Below are 15,142 nucleotides of genomic sequence, written 5' to 3'. Positions count from 1 at the left end.
GACACATTCATGAACATCGCATTCATCGGCATCGGCAACATGGGCGGCCCCATGGCCATCAACCTGCAGAAGGCGGGCCACACGGTCAAGGCCTTCGACCTGTCCCAGGCCGCCTGCGACACCGTCAAGGCCGAAGGCGTGACGGTGGCCGCCAGCGCCAACGATGCTGCCAGGGACGCCGAAGTCGTCGTCAGCATGCTGCCCGCCAGCGCCCACGTCGAAGCCCTGTACCTGGGCAAGGACGGCCAGCCCGGCCTGCTCGACGTGCTGCCGGCCGGCGCACTGATCATCGACAGCTCCACCATCGCCGCCGCCAGCGCGCAGAAGGTGGGCGCTGCTGCCGCCGCCAAGGGCTTTGCCTTCATCGACGCCCCCGTGTCCGGCGGCACCGCTGGCGCTGCTGCCGGCACGCTGACCTTCATGGTCGGTGGTGACGATGCCGCACTGGGCCGCGCCCGTCCGCTGCTCGAGAAAATGGGCGCCAACATCTTCCACGCCGGCAGCGTGGGCGCCGGCCAGACGGCCAAGATCTGCAACAACATGCTGCTCGGCATCCTGATGATCGGCACCAGCGAAGCCATGGCCCTGGGTCTGGCCAACGGTCTCGATCCGAAAGCACTGGCCGAGATCATGCGCCGCAGCTCCGGCGGCAACTGGGCGCTGGAAAAATACAACCCCGTGCCCGGCGTGATGGAAACGACCCCGGCCAGCAAGGGCTACGCCGGTGGCTTCGGCACCGACCTGATGCTCAAGGACCTGGGCCTGGCGCAGGAAAACGCCATGCACGTGCGTGCCAGCACCCCGCTGGGCGCCATGGCGCGCAGCCTGTACGCGGCGCACAGCCTGTCCGGCAAGGGCGGCCTGGATTTCTCCTCCATCATCCAGATGCTGCAGAAGGCCTGATCCTTCGACTGTCTCCTTCTGCGGGCCTTGTGCGCGCAGGCAAGGCGCGCTGGCTTTCGGGCCGCGCGCCTTTTTTGTTTGCGGGGTCACCTCTGCCGTGCCGATCTTGCGCCGGCACGCTGTCGACGCATGCCTCCGCCATCGCACAATTCCTGGAGTTGCACTGCCGCTCCTGCCTTCCCCATCGCGCAATCCCCGAGCTTGCTCAGCCGACAGTACATTGCGCAGGCCGCGGATAATGGTCCATCCGCTCCTCCCACACTCTCATGGAGACCCCCGATGCCCGCCAGCCCCGCACGCCCGCTCTATCTCGACGACCTGAAGGTCGGAGACATCTTTGTCAGCGATACGCACGCTCTGGACAAGGAGCAGATCGTGGAGTTTGCCTCACGCTACGATCCACAGCCATTTCACCTGGATGAAGAGGCTGCCAGGGATTCATTCTTCCAGGGCCTGGCCGCCAGCGGCTGGCAGACCGCCGCCCTCTCCATGCGCCTGATGGTGCACAGCCTGCCTGTTGCCAACGGGCTGATCGGCGCCGGCACCGAACTGAGCTGGTCGCAGCCCACGCGTCCCGGCGACGTGCTGCGCGTCACCAGCACCATCAAGGACATCCAGCCCTCGCGCAGCAAGGCCGACCGCGGCATGGTGACGGTGGAAAGCATTACCACCAACCAGCACGGCGAGCGTCTGCAGAAGCTGACCAGCAAGCTGCTGGTGTTCCGCAAGCCCGCCTCGGCCTGACGAAAAAAACCCCATAGCGGTTGCCAGCTATGGGGGGCAATGCAGGACCGGCACCGGCTCCTTTGGAGCGCAGGCCTGCCCGCAGGGGGTTGCAGGTTCTGGCCATCCGCGTAGCGACGCTATGCGGATCAGCCAGTGATCCGGCAGGCTCAGCGCGCAGGCGCCGCAGCCGTCTGCAGGTGGATCAGGTGCGAGTGCGACTTCTTGGGGTTGATGAACGCAATCGCGAGGGCTGCCACCACGGCCGGCAGGGCGATGGCCAGGAAGTTCATCTGCAGCGGCAGTTCCATGGCCACCAGGATGCCGATCACGATCGGAGCCAGGATGGCGCCGGCACGGCCCACGCCGGAAGCCCAGCCGATACCGGTGGAGCGCACGTCGTAGGGGTAGAACTGGCCCACGTAGGCGTAGGTCACGATCTGCGTGCCGATGGTGGAAGCACCTGCCAGGCCGACCATGAAGTACAGCAGCGGCAGCGGCAGCTTGTAGCCGAGCGAGGTGATCGAGATGGCGGCCAGCGCATAGAACACGATCTGCACCACCTTGATGTTGAAGCGGTCAGCCAGCCAGCCGCCACCGATGGCGCCGATCATGGCTCCGAAGTTCAGCACCAGCACGAAGGTCAGGGCGGAACCCAGGCTGTAGCCGGCGTTGGCCATCAGCTTGGCAAGCCAGGAGCTCAGGGCGTACACCATGAACAGGCACATGAAGAAGGCGATCCAGAACATGATGGTGCTGAAGCCGCGGCCATCCTGGAACAGGCGGCCCAGGCTGACGGACTGGTCCTTGTTGTCGGAAGCGGGCAGTGCGAAGTGGTCACCCTGCTGGGCCACGTAGCTGGGTTCGATGCGGTGCGCGATCTTCTTCAGCTCTTCGTGGCGGCCTTTCTTGATCAGGTAGGTGGCTGACTCGGGCAGCGACATCATCATGAACGGCACCAGCACCAGCGGAGCGGCAGCGGCGAAGAACACGGCCTGCCAGCCATAGTCGGCGATCAGGCCCTTGCCCAGCACGGCGGCCAGCATGCCGCCCACGGCGTAGCCGGAGAACATCAGCGTCACCATGGTGGAGCGGATCTTGCGCGGGGAGTATTCGGCCATGTGCGCCACCACGTTCGGCAGCACGCCGCCAATGCCGAGGCCGGCCAGGAAACGCATCACGCTGAAGGAGATCGGCTCGTGCGTGAGGCCGGCTGCAGCGGTGAAGATGGAGAACAGCGCGATACAGATGGCGATGGTCCAGCGGCGGCCGACCTTGTCAGCCATGGTGCCGAGGAAAATCGCACCGAACATCATGCCGAACAGGGCCGAGCTCATCATGAAGCCGGCGTTGGTGGGCGAAACGCCCATTTCCTTCATGATGGACGGCAGCGCCGCACCGGCCACGGCCAGGTCGTAGCCGTCGAAGATGATGATCAGCGTGCACCAGATCAGGACGATCCAGTGGAAGCGCTGAAATTTTGCATGGTCTATCAGGGCATGCAGGTCCACGTGTCTCATGGTTGTCTTCCTAGTTGTCGGCCTGTCTGCACAGGCCGGCGTCCTGGTGGAACCAGGCTCTATCTGTGGCGAAATTGCCGAGGGCAAACAGGTACAGCATGCTGATTTCGCCTGACAGGACAGTGACAGCACCCCGCACACTGCGGATAAGGAGCAGCAGCCACGACAACGCTCTTGTTGTTTGACGTTTACGTTAACTGCAGCGCCGAATGATAGAAGGACGCCCCCGGCACGGGTTTAGGGGTTTTTCCTAAATCACGGCTTTCAGGGGCAACCTATGTGGCTTGAATTGGACAAGAATCCAACCTTCCTACTCAGGTATGCGGGATTCACGGAACTATCACTGAATCGGTATACCTCCTGCGACGGTCGACGGGAATACTTTGCGCCCTCAAGAAGCGCTGGCTGGCGCGGTCGTCCGGGCTGCCTTGCGCCAGCTCAGCACCGCATGCGCCAGCGAACCGATCACGATGCCCCAGAAGGCCGAACCCAGCCCCAGGAACGTCATGCCGGACGCCGTCGCCAGAAAGCACACGATGGCCGACTCGCGATGTTCGGGCTGCCCCATCGCAGCCACCACATTGCTGGTGATGGCGCCGATCAGCGCCAGCCCCGCCAGCGCCGCCACGAAGGCCGGCGGCAGCGCGGCAAACAGGGTGACGATGGAACCGGCAAACAGCGCCCCCAGCAGATAGAACGCGCCATTGGCAATGCCGGCGATATAGCGCTTGCCCGGGTCCTCGTGCGCATCCTTGCCGGTACACAGCGCCGCCGTGATGGCCGCCAGCACGGTAGTGATGCCGCCAAACGCCGCCACTGCGAGCGAGGTCAGGCTGGTCACCATGATGATCGGCCGCGCCGGCGTGTGGTAGCCCGAGAGCTGCAGGATTGCCATACCCGGCAGGAACTGCCCGGTCAGGCTGACCACCACCAACGGCAGCGCAAAGCTGAGCGTGCTCTGCCAGGTCCACTGGGGCATGGTGAACACCGGCATGGCAAGCTCCAGCGTCACGCTCTGGAACTGCGTCTGCCCCAGCGACCAGGACAGCAGCACCCCCGCCAGCAGCACCAGCAACACCGCGTAGCGGGCAAAGAAGCGCCGTGCCAGCAGATAGACCACGATCATGCTCAGCGCAATCTCCGGCATGCTCGCGGTCGCCTTGAACACGCTCAGCCCGAACTGGAACAGGATGCCGGCCATCATGCCGGCCGCCACCCCGCGCGGATCATGCGCACCAGCTTGTCGAAATAGCCGCTCACCCCCACCAGGAAAATCAGCACCGCAGCGGTGATATAGGCACCGACCACCTCGGGCATGGTGATGGCCGGAAACAGCGTGATCAGCAGCGCCGTGCCTGGCGCCGACCAGGCCGTTACCACCGGCACCTTCAGGAACCAGCTCAGGAAAATGCCGGAAACGCCCGCGCCGACCGAGATGGCCCAGACCCAGGAGGTCGTCATCTCCGGCGACATGTTGCCTGCGTGCGCCGCCTGGAAGAAGATCAGCAGCGGGCCGGCATAGGACACCGCCACGGCCAACAGGCCGGCCAGGATGGCGGACATCGGGCCATGGGCGTGCGCTGCGGGCGCGCCAACGGAGGTACTGCGCATGAGGAACTTCCTGAAGGGTGGGGCTCGGTTCAGCCCTGGTCGCCGCCGCCCACGGGCAGCACCGATCCGGTGATGTACGAGGCCTCGTCCGATCCCAGGAACAGGATGGCGCCGACCTGCTCATCGATCGTGCCGTAGCGGTGCATCAGGCTGCTGGACAGCGTCTGGTCGACGATGCCCTGCATCCAGGCTTTTTCCTTCTTGCTCAGCTTGTTCGGGTTACGCGGGATACGGCGCGGCGGCGCTTCGGTGCCGCCGGTGGCCACCGCATTCACGCGGATGCCGTCCTGGGCATGCTCGAACGCCAGGCTGGCCGTCAGCGCATTCACGCCACCTTTCGAGGCAGAGTACGGAATGCGGTAGATGCCGCGCGTGGCAATCGAGGACACATTCACGATCGCCCCGACCTTCTGCTTGAGCATCTGCGGCAGCACCGCACGGCACATCCACAGCGTCGGGAACAGCGAGCGGCGCACTTCGGCCTCCACTTCTTCGGGCTGGTATTCCTGATAGGGCTTGAACCAGATCGAACCGCCCACGTTGTTCACCAGCACGTCGATGCGCTTGTATTTCTTGACCGCCGCCTTGGCCACCGCCTCGGCGCCGTCCCAGGTTTCCAGATCGGCCAGTTCCACGGCCACATCCGCACCCAGCGCGCGCGCCTCGTCCGCCGTTTCCTGCACCAGTTCGGAGCGGTCGGCCAGCAGCAGGCGCGCCCCTTCCTGCGCCAGCGCCAGCGCCACGCCGCGGCCAATGCCCTGTGCCGCGCCCGTCACGATCACCGTCTTGCCGGCGTAGCGTTCACGTCCCTGCATCTCAGGCCTCGCTCGGAGCAAATTTCTCGTAGTGGAAGCTCGCCGGCTTCACGCCCTGTTCGTCCAGCCAGTGGCGCACCGCATCCACCATGGGCACCGGACCGCACAGATAGACATCCACGTCGCCGCCATTGAGCCATTCGGACTCCAGATGCTGCGTCACATAGCCCTTGCGCTCGTGCGCGCTCTCGGGCGCCGCCACGCAGGTGCGGAACTCGAACCAATCATGCTGCGCCTGCATCTGCTGCAGCTTGTCGATGACAACCAGATCGGCATCGTTGGTCACGCCCAGCACCATGCGCACCGGCTGCGGGCTGCCCGTCTTCGCCAGCACGTCCAGCATCGACAGGAAGGGCGCCAGCCCCGTGCCCCCAGCCAGGAACAACACCGGGCGCTGCACCGGGCGCAGGTAGAAGCTGCCATACGGCCCGGAGATGCGGATGCGCTCCTCCACCTTGGCCTGCTCGCCCAGCCAGCCGCTCATGCGCCCGCCCGGCACATTGCGCACCACGAACTCGGCCTGTGCCGCACCCGGCGGCGAGCTGAAGGAATAGGCACGCGTCAGCTCCGCGCCCGGAATCTGCACATTCATGTACTGGCCCGGCAGAAAGCTCTGGCTGGCCGGATCATCGAGCTGGATGGCGAAGCCGAAGGTGGTGTCCGACAGGCGCTGCACCGCTGCCACCGCGCCATCGAAGTTGTGCACCCCGGTCTTGCAGGCGGCCGACGATGCCGGCACTTTCACCACGCAGTCCGAGGTCGGCTTCATCTGGCAGGTCAGCACATAGCCCTCCGCCGCCTCGTCCGGCGTGAGCGCATCTTCCACATAGGTGGATTCGGGCATGTCATAGCTGCCGGATTCGCAATGGCAGCGGCAGGTGCCGCATGCGCCGTCACGGCAATCCAGCGGAATATTCAGTTTCTGGCGGTAGGCGGCATCGGCCACCTTCTCGCCGGGATTGCAGTGGATGAAGCGGGTGACACCGTCCTCGAACTGCAGTGCGATGCTGTACGTCATGATGGCACCTCAGATGTGAAAAATGTCGATCACCTGGTTGATGTAGTCGTTCTTCAGCACCACGTACTTGTCCACGATCTTCGGCTGCGCGCCGGAGACGTCGATCCGATAGCGCGACATGCCGAAGTACTGGTAAATCGTCTTGTAGCGGAAGCTCAGCGTGTGCCAGTTGAAGCGCACGGTGACGATGTCGCCCTGCTGCACTTCCAGCTCCACATTGCTGATGTTGTGGCTGGTGCGGGTGTCCGGCATGGTGGCGCTGGAGCGCTCGGTCTTGATGCGGAACACGCGGTCTTCCAGACCCTGGCGGTTCGGGTAATAGATCAACGAGATTTCGCGCTGCGGATCCTTCACCAGCGTGTCGTCGTCATCCCACGAGGGCACCCAGAACTGCGCGTTCTCGTCATAACACTCCAGCCACTCGTCCCACTGTTCGTCATCCAGCAGGCGCGCCTCCTTGTACAGGAAAGCCTTCAGGTTCACCAGATCGTTGTTCGCGCTCTTGCTGCTGCTCCTTCTTTTTCTACGGCCTTCTGCATCACTTCCATCCAGTAGTGGTGCTGCAGCGTGTACAGTCCCTCGTCCTCGGTCTTCACGCCCGACAGCAGCGGCTTCAGGCCGATGGCATCGGCGGCTTCGTCCGCACCGCGGATCCAGTGCTTGCTGCCGCGCGACTGGTCGTTCCACTCCAGCGCAATGCCGTTGTAGCCCTGCTGGCAGGCGCGGAACTCTTCCAGATCGTCCGGCGTGGCCATGCCGCTGGCGTTGAAGAAATCTTCATACTGGCGGATGCGGCGCATCGAGCTCACCCTGCACGAGATGGCCACCGTCGAGCAGAACCAGGCGCTGAAGGAAGGTCGCATCGATGTCGGCTTCGGCCGCGTGCGCATCGACGACGCCAACGTGCGCCGCATCGTGCTGCGCGAGGAAGTGATGATGCTCGCCGTGCCGTTCGAGCATCCGCTGGGCCTGGCCGGCAAGCCGGTGCGCCTGCAGCAGATCGTGCACGAACCGCTTATCCTGTTCCCGCGCGCCCCGCGCCCCAGCTTTGCCGACCAGGTGCTCGCCGCCTTCCGCGACCGCGGCCTCGAGCCCGCCAACATGCAGGAAGTGCGCGAACTACAGATCGCCCTCGGCCTCGTCGCCGCCGGCGCCGGGCTGTCCATCGTGCCGAAAAGCGTGCACGGCATGCAGCGCACCGACGTCACCTACCTCCCGCTGGACGAGCGGGGCGTCACTTCCCCCATCGTCATGGCCATCCGCATGCTGGACGACTCGCAGGACCTTCGCAACCTGCTGCAGCTGATCTACACCATCTATGACGACGAAGGGATTGCCTATGTGCGGGAAACGCTGTGAGCATGCCGGTCCGGTGCACTACCGCAATGCTGCGACGGGCATGAAAAAGCCAGCTCGACACCATGTCGCGGGCTTGGCGGCGGGCTCCGCAGGGGAGCGGGCAGGAAGGATGGCACTGGCGGGGACCACATTGAAGTCATAACCTATTGATTTCATTGAGCACCAATACATACCAATCGGAAAAGTACCGTCAAAAATACCGTCAAATTGATTTGCTGCCCCCTTTTCTGCCGATTTGGCCCGTTGCCGATGCCCTACAGCCATGGTGTTGATCGCCGCAACATTGCACCATGCAGAGCGTGCAATGCATCCCGTCATTGCTTTTTTGTGGGGTTACACGGGTTACGGGGTTACACCGTTGATTTCATTGACTTTTTCTGTAACCCCAGCGTTTTGCCATGGGGTTACAGGGGTTACAGCACGGGGTTTGGATGTGATCGGCTCAAAGTCGAGCCGAATGTCGCGCACCAGGTGGCAGCATGTGGCGCTCTTTTTTTTTGGGTTGCAACCTGCAACCACGCCTGCAACTTTGGTCGCGCCACTACTGCGGCGCCCATGCAAAAGGGGTGTCACTTCTGACACCCCATTACTGTGATCTTGCCGTGCTGCCGATCCATCATGGGAAGTCCAGGTCTTCATCGGGCAAGCCTGCAGCTCGAATCCTTCCCCGTATCAATCCCAGCCTGCGGTGCATCCCCATAACGGTGACTTCACACGCTTTGCTGTACTGATCGAGCATCCGGCCATAGGTCGCCCAGTGCATCCCCTTGGGCTTGCCACCCTCGCCGTTGAGAATCCCCGGCACCCAGCCCAGCCGATCCCGCATCTTGTCGGCCTTGCGCAATGCCCTGCCGTCTTGGGTTTCCCGCTGTGACTGATACGCCAGCTTGTGGCAGTGCCTGCAGGCATAGATCGCGCCGCCGTACAGCTTTGCCACTCTGCGCCCGCAGCAGGGGCACAGAAACCAAACCCGACTTCCTCCATAGTTGCAGGGGGTGTAGGTCAGCGGCACCACGTAGTCATGATCCTTCCAGTCCTCGCCGGTTCGCCGTGATCGGTATATCAGCCGCACGCCCTTGCCCTCCATGCGGTAATTGATCGTCGCTGTCCGCTGCCCGTTGCTGCTCCAATAGATTTCACCTGCTGCAGCAGGCGCCAGCCAGCCATTACGCTGCATCTGGCGCACGTCCAGACTGCGCATGTCCGATGTGGTGCTGCGCCCGCCGTGCCTGCCGCTGCCGTATCCGCCCATGCCGCACCTCTCAAAGATATTCCGAAAACATCAGTCAAATTGCTGGTTTTCTGCGTCCTGCATCTGCTGGCGCTTCTTCCTGCCATGGTAGGCCGTCAGCACCTGCTGCACCTGCATATCCAGCGCTGGCCGCGCCTGCCCATCCTTGTCCGTCCATGCCTTCGGGCTGATGCTGCCAGCCAGCGCCACGGCGTCGCCGTCACCCAGCACCAGGAACTGCCGTGCAGCGTCACCAAAGACAATGCACGAGACAAACAGCACCTCGCCGTTACCGGCTGCTGCCTTGACCTTGCCCAGCGCGTATTGCTTGCCGTGGCTGTCGGTCCTGCTTTGTGGCTGGCCGTACACCTTGCCCGCAATCAATCCATCAATCATCGTCTTCCTCATCGCTGTTGAGTTGGTGCACTTCCGCATCCTTGGCAAGCTGAAAATTCACAGGCACCCCGGCATTGCAGCGCTCATGCCCCAATGCCTCCACGGTGGCGCGGACATGCTTTTCTGTCATGCCCAGCACATCGCCGATTTGCTCCATGGAATACATGGGCCTACCATCTGCCGCCCATGCACCAGGCTGCGGCAAGCCGAAGCGGTCCTGCATTTCCTGCTGCACCTGATCCTGCTGTCCCTTTGGTGCGTACCCCACACACTCGATAGCTGCAAGCATGGCCTGTATCGAGCGTGCGCCCTTCTCCTGCAAAGCCGCCTGCAGTTCCTCCCGCGCTCTTGCATACCGGACTGCCTGCGCATCTTCTGGTTCCATGCCGTACAGCTCACCATCGGACACCAGGCTATCGGCATGCCCCTGCATGGCCTGCGTCAGCGGGTGATTGGCGCCGTAGCGTTGGCGGTACTCGTTGGCCTGCTTGCTGGCCTGCTTGCGTGCTGCGTGTTGTTGAATGCTCATTGCTGCCCCTTCAGTTGATGCGGTGAACCTGCCCGGCGTCTGACACCATGCCGCCAATGTCGAGCCCCTTGTCGGCTGCTGCTGCGAGCATCTCGGCAAATGCCTGCTCTGCTTCCTGCTCATCCAGCCCCAGCGCCTCGCCCACTTCGGCCACGCTGTACAGCGGATTGCCGTCATCATCGCAGTGCGTGGCCGCCGGTAGCTGGAACATCTCGCACATCTTGTCCATCATGGCCTGCTGCAGTTCCTCCGGCAGATGCTCGTGCACCTGCATGATGGCAATGCCCGCTTCTGGGGAATCCTCGCCATGCTCTGCAATCACGGCATTCATTTCATCCACTGCCGCCAGGAAGCGCTCGTGCCGCTGCTGCTGTGCCTTCAGCTCATCCTTGACCCATTGGGGCGCAAGATCGAGCGCCTCCCGCATGGCAGCCTGTGCCTGTGGTGCATCCACGCCGTGCACCTCCACCAAGCGTTTGGCCCGCTCGTTGGCCGCTTCAAACTGTGGTGAAGTTTCCCTGTTGCTCATTGCGTCATACTTTCGTCGCCCACGTGGGCATTGCTTGCTCATAGTCGCGCCACAGTGCTGCACCAATGGCGCAGCGCTCACCCCGGCGCCTGCCTGCCGTCTTGCATTGGGTGCATTGCATGTGGTGATCCAGATAGGCCCGGTCCAGCTCGTGCCAGTCATACAGCTCGGCTTCGTTCGCCGCTTCTGCACCAGGCACTGCAGGGGCTGGAATCGGCGCCGCAGCCGGTGGTTTTGCGTTTGAACCCTGCCCCTTATCGAATTTCGGGGTTACACGGGTTACAGGGGTTACACCGTTGATTTCATTGAACTTTTCTGTAACCCCAGCCGTTTTTTGTGGGGTTACAGGAGTTACAGCCGGGGTTACAGCGCGGGTTACAGGGGTTGCAGCCTGTGCGTGGAGCCGCTGAATCAGTGCTTTAAGCGCTCCCATGGTCATCCTCCAATCGCTCGGGATTGATCTCGTACACCTTGCGCACGGCGCCATCCAGTCGCTTGGGCGTCTGGCGCCTGCCGTCAGCACCAGGCTTTGGCAGCGCCCCGCACTGCACCAGCACATCCAACGAGCGTTGCAGGTCAAAGCCCTTCAGCGCCTCCTTCATGCCCGAAGCCGTGAACAGGTACCGCACACTGCTGCCGGTGTTCTCGCGCCAGCCTGCCCGGTTGTGCACCACGGCTTGCGGGTTGTCCTCGTTCTGAAACCGACTTGCCCCGTGCAGCTCGATGAATGCGGCCACGGCCTGCCTGATCTGGCTTTGCTCCTTGTTGGCGTTGCTGCCGCCCCGATCCTGCTGCCAGGCGGTGAACATCTCCGCTGCCGCTGCAGTCGCCGCCCCTTCCGGCCAGCCGGTGACGCCGTAGCTGGTAGCAAGCTCTCCGGCCAGTGCGAGCATGGCAAACCGGGCTGCCGCCCGTTTCACCTGCCCGTCACCCCGCACAGCGAATGCAGGCAGCGCCTGAATGCCCGCCAGCGCCTCGGCGAAGTCCTCGCCTTGCTCACGGGTCAATCGCTGCAGGAAAGCCCGCCCAGCGTGGCCGTAGTGCGTTGCCGCCGCCCGCTTGATGCTGTCGCTGAAGACGGTACCGCTGGCGTAGCCGTGCAGCTCATCCCATGCGCCATGCCTGCGCTGCACACGAACATCCAGCAGCCGCACGGCCTGCCCCGCCTTCACCCTCTGGCCGCCTTCCTGCATGGACGTTTCGATGGTGGTTTCCCCAGTGGAGACAATGAAGCAGCGCCAGCGCGTCACGGTGCGAACGGTGCCGGTCCTGCTGGCCCGCTGCTTGCCGCGCCCGTTGCCCAGGCTGTACACGATGGCGCCAATGTCGCGCGGATCGCATTCGCTGATTTCGTCCAGCGCCAGCAGGCTGTCATTGAACATGCTGGCTGCGCCCTCCATGCCGTTGGCCGTGGCCCGCCAGCTTCTGCGGTAACCCTCGCCGCCCCACACACTGCACGCTGCCTGCAGCGCCGTGGTTTTGCCGGTGCTGGAATCGCCCACGAAGTGCACCCCGCCCGATTCGGCATTGCACCTTGCCAGCAGTGCACCAGCGAATGCAGCGCAAAGCGCCAGCAGCAGCACGGGATTGCCCACAGCAGGCATTGCCACACCCTCGCGCCAGCCGTCCAGTGTGCCGCCCGTGGTGTACTCGTTGCCATCTGCCTCACCAGACTGGAACACCACGCCGCCAGCCCCGGCGCCGATGACGGTATCAGGCAGCACGAAAGCCCGGAAGGTGGCGTCTGCCCAGCCGGTCTGCAGGCAGCAGCGAACCCGCTTTCTCGGCACCAGGCTCAACAGGTAGCGCGTCAGGCTGCTGCGCTTGTCCGGGTCCAGCTCCAGCCCCATGGAAAGCAGCGCCCCGCGCAAGTCGGCGCCGTCTGCCTTCAGTAGCTCCATGGGCATGGCCCACTCCCGCCATTTCCCGGTCGTGGTGCGAAACCGCAGCAGGCGCCCGAAGTTGTTTTCCTGCGGGTCGTGCGTCACTGCATCCATGTACAGCGGTGCGCAAATCCAGACTTGGGTCAACTCGGGTTCGCCGTTATTGCGCTCACGGATGCCAAAATACCAGACGCCTGCACGGTGCGTCACCTTGCCGTCAGTGCCCTTTACCGCCTCGTTCAGCACCACGTAGCGCGGACGATCCTTTTGGTCGGGGATGGGGCTGGGTTCTGCCTGCTGCTGATCCTGCTGCCCGTCCGCCTCGATCTGCACCAGGTGGCCGATAGGGGTATCTGCTGGCACTTCGGCCAGTGCCGTGATTGCTTCCGTCATGGGCAATCCTCCAATTCATCAAATGCGGCCTTCACTGCCGCCAGCCCCTGCAACTGGTGCAGGTCGTTGAAGTCGGTAGCGCCAGCCGGTCGGCCAGCGTGGAACAGCGGTACCGCCACGGTGCCGCCCACGGATAGCGCGGCCTGCTGTGCCTGCTCCATGCCGGGGTTGCCCGGCGTGGCGTGATCGTCGTCAGCGGCCACGATGATCTGCAGGTCAGGGTGGCGCCTGTGCAGCGCCTGTGCAGCGCCTGTGCCACTGCCTGCAGGTTGCCTGCGTTGAAGGCCACAGCCACAGCGTGGCCGGTCACCTCGTGGATGCTGGCGCCCGTGGCGTAGCCCTCGCACACCACGATGACGCCTGCAGGCTTGCCGATGGCGTGATAGCAGCCGCGCACCCTGCCGCCCGCCTGAAAGCGCTTGTCACCATCAGGCGTGATCGTCTGGATGCTGTGCAGGGTGCCGCTGGTGTCGCGCAGCGGGATCATCAGCAAGCCGCCGTACTGCCGCAGCCCGTAGCCGTGCACGCCCTTGCGCTGCAGGTAGGGGTGGCCGGTACAGTCGCCTGCCGCCTCCCATGCCTGCATTGCGCTTGCTTTTGCTTGCTCCTGCCTGCGCTGCTGATCGGCCTGCCGCTGCACCAGCAATGCCCGGATGGTTTCGCGCATCGCTGCACGCTCTGCCGGTGTCATGGCTTCGTCGCTCTTGCTGCACCAGGTGACAGTCAGCCCCTGCCGCCAGTCTCCGAAGATGCCAGCAGGCAGGCCATCCAGATGCAGGCAGTACCAGCCCGCCGCGTCGCTGCGCTTGCCGTTGGTACTGAAGCGGTGCACCTTGCCGTCAGCCTCGATGTGATCGGGTGGCGTCAACCCGGCGCCCAGCAACGCATCGCGGAAGTCGTTGACGATGGTGTCAGGCGTCATGCTGCACCTCCGTGCGTTTCTGGCGCTTGTGACGCGCCGCTTGCGCCCGGTAGATCGTGCGTGCTGTCATCGCTGCGTCGTTCGCTGCTTCCAGCCCCGGCGCCTCCACCTCAAAACCCACAGCCTGCGCATTGGCCTTCAGGTGCACCACACCAGCCGCTGCAGCGTCGCCCGCCGTGGGGTAGGTGCCGGGCAGTCGCTGGCGTCGCAGCAGCGCGGCATTGGTGCTGCTCCATGCGCTGTAGATGGCGACTCGGAAGGTCATGTCTGCACCTCCTGCACCAGCTTCGGCAGCTCGCCCGCCTGCTGCTCGATGGCCCAAGCCAGCGCGTACATGCGTGCCTTGTCGCTGGCATCCATCGCGTGGCTGTCGATTTCATCATTCAACAGGGACACCAGGCTGGCGATGCGCTCCTTGGCGGTGTTCAGCTCGATTTGCAGCCCCTCCAGGCCCAGGGTGCTAAGTCGGAATTCCGATCTTTTGCTCATGCTGCGCCCCCCTTGCCGAGTTGGTATTCCATGCTCTTGATAGTGGTCAGCTCATCATTGATCGCCGCCATGGCGTTGCAGGCCAGCTCTGCAATGGCCCTAGCTGCTGCACGGCTTGCATATTGCAGTGCGTCCATATCGCCAAATTCAGCGCGCAGCCTCAGCATCTCGGCCATCTGCTCGATCTGGTACAGCGTTTCCAATGCGATGGCTTGACGCTCCTCACACCAGAATTCGGCATTGCTGGCCGGGGTCGTGGAAGTGGTCGGCGCCTTCATGCTGCACCTCCACTTGCCAGCGCTTCGGCCAGTGCACTGACTTCTTCAGCAACAGAACAGGCCAGCCACAGCGTGGCTTCCTGAATGCTTTCATGCTGGCCGGTGAAGTTGTCGCGGGATGCGCCACACGTCTGCAGCAGCAGCGCGTGGAGTTGCGTTGCACGCTCTGTCAGCATGTCGATTGCGTCGGTACGGCGCTTGATGCTGGTACCGGCTTTGCTGGTGGTCAGCGTCAGCCATACGTGATCGATAGTGACGCCTTCAGGCGTGGGGATGCTTGCGCCGTTGGCGCGGGTGATGGTTGTCATGGTTCAGGCTCCTACGGGAACGTTGAAGAAGCCCCCTTTTGCGTGACTAGCGCATAGGGTGGGCGTGGGTGTAGTCACACGTCCGTAGCCGTGCCGCCGTCCTTGCGGATAGGCGCTCCCACGCCCGTAACCGTGACGGCTGGCCGTGGATACACCACGTCCTGCCAGGTGTTCAGGCATGACAAAACCCCGCTTAACGGTGGGGGCAGCAACCGCTACAGATTTGGTGTGACTA

General features: G+C 63.6%; 18 protein-coding genes and 2 pseudogenes. 3 read left to right on the top strand and 17 right to left on the bottom strand.

Annotation, left to right across the window (positions count from 1 at the left end):
• Nucleotides 1-9: 9 nt before the first annotated feature.
• Nucleotides 10-903, top strand: a complete 894-nt coding sequence (gene mmsB, locus ACX36O_RS00315; RefSeq protein WP_488359886.1) for a 3-hydroxyisobutyrate dehydrogenase — start codon at nt 10-12, stop codon at nt 901-903.
• A gap of 279 nt (nt 904-1,182) precedes the next feature.
• Nucleotides 1,183-1,647 (top strand): MaoC family dehydratase, encoded by a 465-nt coding sequence (locus ACX36O_RS00310; RefSeq protein WP_213362262.1) that lies wholly within the window; start codon nt 1,183-1,185, stop codon nt 1,645-1,647.
• Between the two features lie 149 nt (nt 1,648-1,796).
• Here the strand turns inward: ACX36O_RS00310 and ACX36O_RS00305 are convergent, their stop codons facing one another.
• The 6 genes and pseudogenes from ACX36O_RS00305 to ACX36O_RS00280 all read right to left on the bottom strand — a co-directional run.
• Nucleotides 1,797-3,146: an MFS transporter gene (locus ACX36O_RS00305; RefSeq protein ID WP_213362261.1), complete on the bottom strand. Its 1,350-nt coding sequence runs from the start codon at nt 3,144-3,146 to the stop codon at nt 1,797-1,799.
• A 391-nt stretch (nt 3,147-3,537) separates the two neighbouring features.
• A pseudogene (locus ACX36O_RS00300) lies at nt 3,538-4,709 on the bottom strand (benzoate/H(+) symporter BenE family transporter).
• Nucleotides 4,710-4,786: 77 nt separating this feature from the next.
• Nucleotides 4,787-5,572 (bottom strand): 1,6-dihydroxycyclohexa-2,4-diene-1-carboxylate dehydrogenase, encoded by a 786-nt coding sequence (locus tag ACX36O_RS00295; RefSeq protein ID WP_488359885.1) that lies wholly within the window; start codon nt 5,570-5,572, stop codon nt 4,787-4,789.
• A gap of 1 nt (nt 5,573) precedes the next feature.
• Entirely contained in the window at nt 5,574-6,590 is a 1,017-nt protein-coding gene (benC, locus tag ACX36O_RS00290; RefSeq protein WP_213362259.1) for a benzoate 1,2-dioxygenase electron transfer component BenC, read from the bottom strand.
• Nucleotides 6,591-6,599: 9 nt separating this feature from the next.
• Nucleotides 6,600-7,076: a benzoate 1,2-dioxygenase small subunit gene (benB, locus tag ACX36O_RS00285; RefSeq protein ID WP_250131137.1), complete on the bottom strand. Its 477-nt coding sequence runs from the start codon at nt 7,074-7,076 to the stop codon at nt 6,600-6,602.
• Nucleotides 7,070-7,387: pseudogene (locus ACX36O_RS00280) on the bottom strand (benzoate 1,2-dioxygenase large subunit); the annotation flags it as partial. The pseudogene ACX36O_RS00280 and the gene benB, both read right to left, overlap by 7 nt.
• 1 nt (nt 7,388) lies before the next feature.
• On the opposite strand from ACX36O_RS00280, the gene ACX36O_RS00275 reads away from it, so the two are divergent.
• A complete protein-coding gene (locus ACX36O_RS00275; protein ID WP_250131136.1) occupies nt 7,389-7,949 on the top strand; it encodes a LysR substrate-binding domain-containing protein in 561 nt (186 codons plus the stop codon).
• Between the two features lie 616 nt (nt 7,950-8,565).
• Here ACX36O_RS00275 and ACX36O_RS00270 read toward each other — a convergent pair.
• From ACX36O_RS00270 to ACX36O_RS00220, 11 genes are read right to left on the bottom strand one after another with little or no spacing between them, the layout of a single operon-like run.
• Nucleotides 8,566-9,201, bottom strand: a complete 636-nt coding sequence (locus ACX36O_RS00270; RefSeq protein ID WP_488359884.1) for a hypothetical protein — start codon at nt 9,199-9,201, stop codon at nt 8,566-8,568.
• Nucleotides 9,202-9,231: 30 nt separating this feature from the next.
• On the bottom strand, nt 9,232-9,576 hold the full coding sequence (locus ACX36O_RS00265; protein ID WP_213362254.1) for a single stranded DNA-binding domain-containing protein: 345 nt from the start codon (nt 9,574-9,576) through the stop codon (nt 9,232-9,234).
• Nucleotides 9,569-10,162 (bottom strand): hypothetical protein, encoded by a 594-nt coding sequence (locus tag ACX36O_RS00260; protein WP_488359883.1) that lies wholly within the window; start codon nt 10,160-10,162, stop codon nt 9,569-9,571. Before ACX36O_RS00260 ends, ACX36O_RS00265 begins: the two co-directional genes overlap by 8 nt.
• Complete coding sequence (locus tag ACX36O_RS00255; protein WP_213362252.1) at nt 10,116-10,634, bottom strand: hypothetical protein; 519 nt, start codon at nt 10,632-10,634, stop codon at nt 10,116-10,118. Before ACX36O_RS00255 ends, ACX36O_RS00260 begins: the two co-directional genes overlap by 47 nt.
• Before the next feature lie 4 nt (nt 10,635-10,638).
• Nucleotides 10,639-11,073: a hypothetical protein gene (locus tag ACX36O_RS00250; protein ID WP_488359882.1), complete on the bottom strand. Its 435-nt coding sequence runs from the start codon at nt 11,071-11,073 to the stop codon at nt 10,639-10,641.
• Entirely contained in the window at nt 11,054-12,910 is a 1,857-nt protein-coding gene (locus ACX36O_RS00245) for a DUF927 domain-containing protein (RefSeq protein WP_213362250.1), read from the bottom strand. Before ACX36O_RS00245 ends, ACX36O_RS00250 begins: the two co-directional genes overlap by 20 nt.
• 31 nt (nt 12,911-12,941) lie before the next feature.
• On the bottom strand, nt 12,942-13,832 hold the full coding sequence (locus ACX36O_RS00240; RefSeq protein ID WP_250131074.1) for a primase/helicase family protein: 891 nt from the start codon (nt 13,830-13,832) through the stop codon (nt 12,942-12,944).
• Nucleotides 13,822-14,097, bottom strand: a complete 276-nt coding sequence (locus ACX36O_RS00235) for a hypothetical protein (RefSeq protein ID WP_488359881.1) — start codon at nt 14,095-14,097, stop codon at nt 13,822-13,824. The genes ACX36O_RS00240 and ACX36O_RS00235 overlap by 11 nt, the downstream gene beginning before the upstream one ends.
• Nucleotides 14,094-14,321, bottom strand: coding sequence for a hypothetical protein (locus tag ACX36O_RS00230; RefSeq protein ID WP_213362248.1), 228 nt, complete (start codon nt 14,319-14,321; stop codon nt 14,094-14,096). Before ACX36O_RS00230 ends, ACX36O_RS00235 begins: the two co-directional genes overlap by 4 nt.
• Nucleotides 14,318-14,599 (bottom strand): hypothetical protein, encoded by a 282-nt coding sequence (locus ACX36O_RS00225; RefSeq protein ID WP_213362247.1) that lies wholly within the window; start codon nt 14,597-14,599, stop codon nt 14,318-14,320. The genes ACX36O_RS00230 and ACX36O_RS00225 overlap by 4 nt, the downstream gene beginning before the upstream one ends.
• Nucleotides 14,596-14,907: a hypothetical protein gene (locus ACX36O_RS00220; RefSeq protein ID WP_213362246.1), complete on the bottom strand. Its 312-nt coding sequence runs from the start codon at nt 14,905-14,907 to the stop codon at nt 14,596-14,598. The genes ACX36O_RS00225 and ACX36O_RS00220 overlap by 4 nt, the downstream gene beginning before the upstream one ends.
• Nucleotides 14,908-15,142: the final 235 nt, after the last annotated feature.

Source organism: Brachymonas sp. KE5, from assembly GCF_057773645.1.
The sequence above is the reverse complement of the archived record's forward strand: the minus strand, read 5'-3'. Positions and strand labels throughout refer to the sequence as shown.

What these genes read in the sequence shown, in the direction of transcription:
- ACX36O_RS00255 (WP_213362252.1), bottom strand. Translation starts at nt 10,634, where the DNA reads ATGAGCAACAGGGAAACTTCACCACAGTTTGAAGCGGCCAACGAGCGG.
- ACX36O_RS00240 (WP_250131074.1), bottom strand. Translation starts at nt 13,832, where the DNA reads ATGACGCCTGACACCATCGTCAACGACTTCCGCGATGCGTTGCTGGGC.
- ACX36O_RS00245 (WP_213362250.1), bottom strand. Translation starts at nt 12,910, where the DNA reads ATGACGGAAGCAATCACGGCACTGGCCGAAGTGCCAGCAGATACCCCT.
- ACX36O_RS00295 (WP_488359885.1), bottom strand. Translation starts at nt 5,572, where the DNA reads ATGCAGGGACGTGAACGCTACGCCGGCAAGACGGTGATCGTGACGGGC.
- benC (WP_213362259.1), bottom strand. Translation starts at nt 6,590, where the DNA reads ATGACGTACAGCATCGCACTGCAGTTCGAGGACGGTGTCACCCGCTTC.
- ACX36O_RS00235 (WP_488359881.1), bottom strand. Translation starts at nt 14,097, where the DNA reads ATGACCTTCCGAGTCGCCATCTACAGCGCATGGAGCAGCACCAATGCC.
- ACX36O_RS00310 (WP_213362262.1), top strand. Translation starts at nt 1,183, where the DNA reads ATGCCCGCCAGCCCCGCACGCCCGCTCTATCTCGACGACCTGAAGGTC.
- ACX36O_RS00225 (WP_213362247.1), bottom strand. Translation starts at nt 14,599, where the DNA reads ATGAAGGCGCCGACCACTTCCACGACCCCGGCCAGCAATGCCGAATTC.
- ACX36O_RS00220 (WP_213362246.1), bottom strand. Translation starts at nt 14,907, where the DNA reads ATGACAACCATCACCCGCGCCAACGGCGCAAGCATCCCCACGCCTGAA.
- ACX36O_RS00230 (WP_213362248.1), bottom strand. Translation starts at nt 14,321, where the DNA reads ATGAGCAAAAGATCGGAATTCCGACTTAGCACCCTGGGCCTGGAGGGG.
- ACX36O_RS00265 (WP_213362254.1), bottom strand. Translation starts at nt 9,576, where the DNA reads ATGATTGATGGATTGATTGCGGGCAAGGTGTACGGCCAGCCACAAAGC.
- ACX36O_RS00270 (WP_488359884.1), bottom strand. Translation starts at nt 9,201, where the DNA reads ATGGGCGGATACGGCAGCGGCAGGCACGGCGGGCGCAGCACCACATCG.
- mmsB (WP_488359886.1), top strand. Translation starts at nt 10, where the DNA reads ATGAACATCGCATTCATCGGCATCGGCAACATGGGCGGCCCCATGGCC.
- ACX36O_RS00305 (WP_213362261.1), bottom strand. Translation starts at nt 3,146, where the DNA reads ATGAGACACGTGGACCTGCATGCCCTGATAGACCATGCAAAATTTCAG.
- ACX36O_RS00250 (WP_488359882.1), bottom strand. Translation starts at nt 11,073, where the DNA reads ATGACCATGGGAGCGCTTAAAGCACTGATTCAGCGGCTCCACGCACAG.